Below are 4,251 nucleotides of genomic sequence, written 5' to 3' on the forward strand. Positions count from 1 at the left end.
AAAATTCTAGGTCTTAAGTTTTCAACTCTTCGTTTTTGAATGCAAAACACATCTAGCAATGTTTGGCGAAAGCTAAATGAGCCTAAATACTATATGTACCCCGAGACCAATTCTCTTAAGACCGAGGTCTAAATTCTAATAGAGGGTCACGTTAAGAAAACTGATTGTTTGAGCGTAAGCGAGTTATCAGTTTTTAGTGACCCGAATATTAGAATGGTAGTAAGGATATACGTAAACACATACAAGGACATCCCCTCTAGTAAAAAAGCTTGCGAAAAGCAAGCTTCCCTATCCGCACTCCGCTCAAGGAGCCGCTCGGGGGTGTAGCGGAAAAGGGGCCTGGGGGAAACCAGTGAGGGACCCTGCGGAAGGTCCCTTGGGTTTTCCCCAGTTACGGAGTGGTCATGTGAATGATCAAAATTCTATAAAAGATAAAAGCATCTTTAACTAAAAAAATCACAAAAAAAAGCTATTTTCATAACCTTTTTTTGAGTATCCTCATTGCCCACAATATAGCTATTATTGACACTCCAACATCTCCAAATATTGCAAGCCACATAGAAGCATAGCCAAATAATCCTAGGAGTAGGATGACTATTTTTACTAGCATTATAAAGGTGATATTTTGCCTTACTGTGGAGTTGGTGAGCTTTGTTATTTTCATTAGTTTTGATAGTTCTTTAAATTCACCATTAGCTATTAGGATGTCTGATGATTCTATAGCGAGATCTGATGCTGTCTCTCCCATGGAGATACCCACGTCTGCATTTTTGAGGACTGGGGCATCGTTGATGCCGTCTCCCACAAAGACTAGTTTATGTCCCTCTTGTTTAAATTTTTCCATAACATCTAGCTTATCTTTTGGAAGTAGTCCTGCATAGTAGTCAGTTAGATCTAATTCTTTTGCCAAATCTCTTACAGGGCCTTGGCTATCACCAGATACTACTGCTATTTTTTTGAAATCTTTTTTGAGTTCTTCGATAGTCTCTTTACTAGCTTTTTTAATTTCATCTTCTATGATGACCCTAGCTACTGGCTTGCCATCAATTCCTAAATAAACTGCTCTTACTTCTTCATTTTCTATGCCGATAAATCTCGCTGAACCGATTTTTACTTCTTCGCCATCTTTACTTTCTGCTACTACCCCCAGACCGCTTTTGTTATCAATGGATTTAAAGAGGTCCGGTTTTTCAGATCTTTTTAGCGATTTTACTATACCCCTGGCTATAGGATGGGTAGACATTGTCTCGATATTGTAGATATAATCAAGGGCTCTTTGCTTATCATAGTCAGATAAAAATTCTATATCTTTTACAACAAATTCACCAGTTGTAAGGGTTCCAGTTTTATCTGTTAGGAGTATGTCTGCTGCATCTAATTCCTCTAGGAATTGGCTGCCTTTTATCAAAATTCCTTCCCTACTTGCAAGTCCCAGGCCTGACATAAAGGAAAGTGGGACTGAGAGTACTAGGGCGCATGGACAGGATAAGACTAGGAAGGTTGCTGCCCTCAAAAGATAGTCTGACCAGTCTCCACCCATAAATATAGGTGGGATAAGGGCAAGAAGGACTGCAAATCCAACTACTATCGGGGTGTAGATCCTCGCAAACCTGGTTATTAATCTTTCACTTTCAGATTTTGACATGTGACTATCTTCGATTAGTTCGATAATCTTGGCCGCAACTGAATCGTCAAATTCTTTGCTAGCCCTATACTTGATTATCCCCTGACTTAGGATAGATGAGGATATAATCTCATCACCAACGCCTACTTCTACTGGCATGGATTCTCCTGTGACAGAAGATGTGTCTACAAGGGCAGATCCTTCGATAATAACTCCGTCGACTCCGACTTTTTCCCCGTCACGAACCATAAGAATATCGTCTACTTCTACATCATCAAGGTCGATTTCTTCTACTGTCCCATCATCTAGCACCTTATTTGCTAAATCTGGCACAAGGTCTAAAAGCCCCTTGATATTTTCCTTAGAAGAATGGGTAGCTATCTCTTCAAAAAGTTCACCAAAGCCGTAAAACACCATAACAGCTATGGCTTCAAGATAATCTCCTATCAAAAAGGCTGTAACTGTAGCTATAGTCATAAGGAAATTTTCATCTAAAGCCTGGCCGCGCCTAAGCCCTTCAAAGGCTTCCTTTAAAACTTCCCAGGCTGCTAATAGGTAAAGAATTAGAAAGGCAAGGATTATCCAAATACTTTTAGACCTATCTTTGGTAAAAAAAGCTAGGAGGAAGCTAGCAAGAACTATAGCTATAAGCTGAGCTAGAGTCTTCTTGTGCTCATCTGTCATTGACTTAAACATCTATTTCACCACTATTACAGAACCTGGTTCAATCTTATCTGCAATTTCATTTGACTTAGCTATAAGATTTTCTAGATCGATATCATCTGCAAGGTCAAATTTGACCTTTTCAGCTAGGTAGGATACCCTAACATTTTCTACTCCATCCAGTTTGGAGATGGATTCTTCGATTTTAGCTGCACAATTAGCGCATTTAAGACCTTCAAATTTATATTTCTTCTTCATAATATATCCTTTCTATCTACTCACAAATATGCTCTAGACCGATTTCTATAATTAATTTTACATGCTCATCAAGAAGGGAATATAGGATGGACTTGCCATTTCTTTCACTTTTAACAAGCTTATTTTCCTTGAGATTTCTAAGCTGGTGGCTTATAGCCGACTGGCTCATGTCAAGGCTTTCTGCTATATCACCTACGCTTACTGGCCCATCAAAAAGCTTATACATGATTCTAATCCTAGTCGAATCTGAAAAAACCTTAAAAAGATCAGCCAAATCAATTAAGATATTATCCGAAATATTATCTATATCTATCTTCATCCACCCTCCTTTTCGCATTTTTTATTAAACATATGATTATCTCTTCATATGAATATTGTAACATATATAAAATAATTGTCAATATTTTCGGGACATTTAGGCAAAATTTTCTACTTATTAGTACGGCGCCAATAAAAAACAAAAAAAGGAGTTTTTATGAAAATCAAAATTAAATACGAAATAAAAGATATAGAAGGAGTCAATAAAAAAGCCTATACCAAGACTTTTTCTCAGATAAATGAGGCTAGTCAAAGTGAGGATTATAACCTCTTTACCGAGTCTTATCTATCACTAATTAATGGAAATGGTCATGAAATAACTTATACAATCTATAAGGCCAACGAAGAAGAACTCATAAGCGGACAAGTATAATAAGGAGGAGTAAATAATGGAGAAAACAATTAAGAGAAAATTAAAACTATATTTCAAAGACGCATCAAATAGCCAAAGAACAATAGCAATTGACTATCCAAAAGAATCCTACAATGACGCAGATATAAGTACTGCAATGGATAATATCCTTAAGTCAGGGGTTCTAGAAACAAAGAAAGGTAAACTAACCACCAAGGCCAACGCCGAAATGGAAACTGTAGAAAAATCACCCTATGATCTTATCCAAGCCTAAGTTAAAGACCCCAGGAAAAACCTGGGGTCTTTTGTGTTAGATAATTATTAGCTTAAGATATTTATTGGTTTACAATTTTAACCCATATAGGAAGTAAAATGAGGGGGCCAGTTGCTAATAATATTCATAGTGTAGAGCTAATTTTAAATACTTATTAGTGGAATTTTATAGCCCCCTCTGGGAAATATTTTCTAAATATATTTAACTACTTCTTCTATAGATTTTCTATCATCATGCTTAGCAAGTGGACCTGCTCCCTCAGCTGGATATCCCAAGTCAATTAGGCAAACTACAACTTCATCATCAGAAAGGCCAAAAACTTCCTTGGCATGGTCAGGATCTAAGTTATTAATCCAGCAAGAATCAACTCCGAGACTCTTAGCAGCAAGGATAATATGGGTCGCGATAATAGCAGTATCCTCAAAACCAGAGTCATACTTACCACCTGGATAGGTATAGACTTTTCTCTTATCGAAAGTTAGCATAAATACAGTACTAGCCCCATATCGGCAAGGAGTCACCTCATCAACCTTCTTAAGAGCCTCATCAGACTGGGCTACATAAATAGAATAATTCTGCAAATTTTTGGCAGTAGGTGACAAGCGGGCCGCCTCTAAAATAAGGTCAAGATCTTCCTTAGGAACCTCTCTACCATCATATTTTTTTAAAGAATAACGATCTTTAGCAAGTTTAATAAAATTCATAAATTCTCCTTTTCTTCTACTTAATATATTTATACCCAAAAATTAGATACAGAAAATT

At 37.1% G+C, this 4,251-nt stretch carries 6 protein-coding genes; 2 read left to right on the plus strand and 4 right to left on the minus strand.

Annotated features, from left to right (window positions below; genetic code table 11):
- Positions 1 to 475: 475 nt before the first annotated feature.
- The 3 genes from Q0410_RS05890 to Q0410_RS05900 are packed head-to-tail and all read right to left on the minus strand — an operon-like array spanning position 476 to position 2,864.
- On the minus strand, positions 476 to 2,320 hold the full coding sequence (locus tag Q0410_RS05890; RefSeq protein WP_299034244.1) for a heavy metal translocating P-type ATPase: 1,845 nt from the start codon (positions 2,318 to 2,320) through the stop codon (positions 476 to 478).
- Complete coding sequence (locus tag Q0410_RS05895) at positions 2,321 to 2,545, minus strand: heavy-metal-associated domain-containing protein (protein WP_299034247.1); 225 nt, start codon at positions 2,543 to 2,545, stop codon at positions 2,321 to 2,323.
- A gap of 16 nt (positions 2,546 to 2,561) precedes the next feature.
- Entirely contained in the window at positions 2,562 to 2,864 is a 303-nt protein-coding gene (locus Q0410_RS05900; protein WP_299034252.1) for a helix-turn-helix transcriptional regulator, read from the minus strand.
- Positions 2,865 to 3,020: 156 nt separating this feature from the next.
- On the opposite strand from Q0410_RS05900, the gene Q0410_RS05905 reads away from it, so the two are divergent.
- Positions 3,021 to 3,236 carry a hypothetical protein gene (locus Q0410_RS05905; RefSeq protein ID WP_299034255.1) on the plus strand — a complete coding sequence of 72 codons (216 nt, stop codon included), beginning with the start codon at positions 3,021 to 3,023 and terminating at the stop codon, positions 3,234 to 3,236.
- Positions 3,237 to 3,252: 16 nt separating this feature from the next.
- Positions 3,253 to 3,489 carry a DUF2922 domain-containing protein gene (locus Q0410_RS05910; protein WP_299034258.1) on the plus strand — a complete coding sequence of 79 codons (237 nt, stop codon included), beginning with the start codon at positions 3,253 to 3,255 and terminating at the stop codon, positions 3,487 to 3,489.
- Positions 3,490 to 3,680: 191 nt separating this feature from the next.
- Here Q0410_RS05910 and Q0410_RS05915 read toward each other — a convergent pair whose 3' ends face one another.
- Positions 3,681 to 4,193, minus strand: a complete 513-nt coding sequence (locus Q0410_RS05915; RefSeq protein ID WP_299034261.1) for a nitroreductase family protein — start codon at positions 4,191 to 4,193, stop codon at positions 3,681 to 3,683.
- Between the last annotated feature and the right edge of the window lie 58 nt (positions 4,194 to 4,251).

This window comes from uncultured Anaerococcus sp. (assembly GCF_937934665.1).
GTDB lineage: Bacteria > Bacillota > Clostridia > Tissierellales > Peptoniphilaceae > Anaerococcus.

Coding starts and splice junctions, on each gene's coding strand:
- Q0410_RS05890 (WP_299034244.1), bottom strand. CDS start 2,320: ATGTTTAAGTCAATGACAGATGAGCACAAGAAGACTCTAGCTCAGCTT.
- Q0410_RS05895 (WP_299034247.1), bottom strand. CDS start 2,545: ATGAAGAAGAAATATAAATTTGAAGGTCTTAAATGCGCTAATTGTGCA.
- Q0410_RS05900 (WP_299034252.1), bottom strand. CDS start 2,864: ATGAAGATAGATATAGATAATATTTCGGATAATATCTTAATTGATTTG.
- Q0410_RS05905 (WP_299034255.1), top strand. CDS start 3,021: ATGAAAATCAAAATTAAATACGAAATAAAAGATATAGAAGGAGTCAAT.
- Q0410_RS05910 (WP_299034258.1), top strand. CDS start 3,253: ATGGAGAAAACAATTAAGAGAAAATTAAAACTATATTTCAAAGACGCA.
- Q0410_RS05915 (WP_299034261.1), bottom strand. CDS start 4,193: ATGAATTTTATTAAACTTGCTAAAGATCGTTATTCTTTAAAAAAATAT.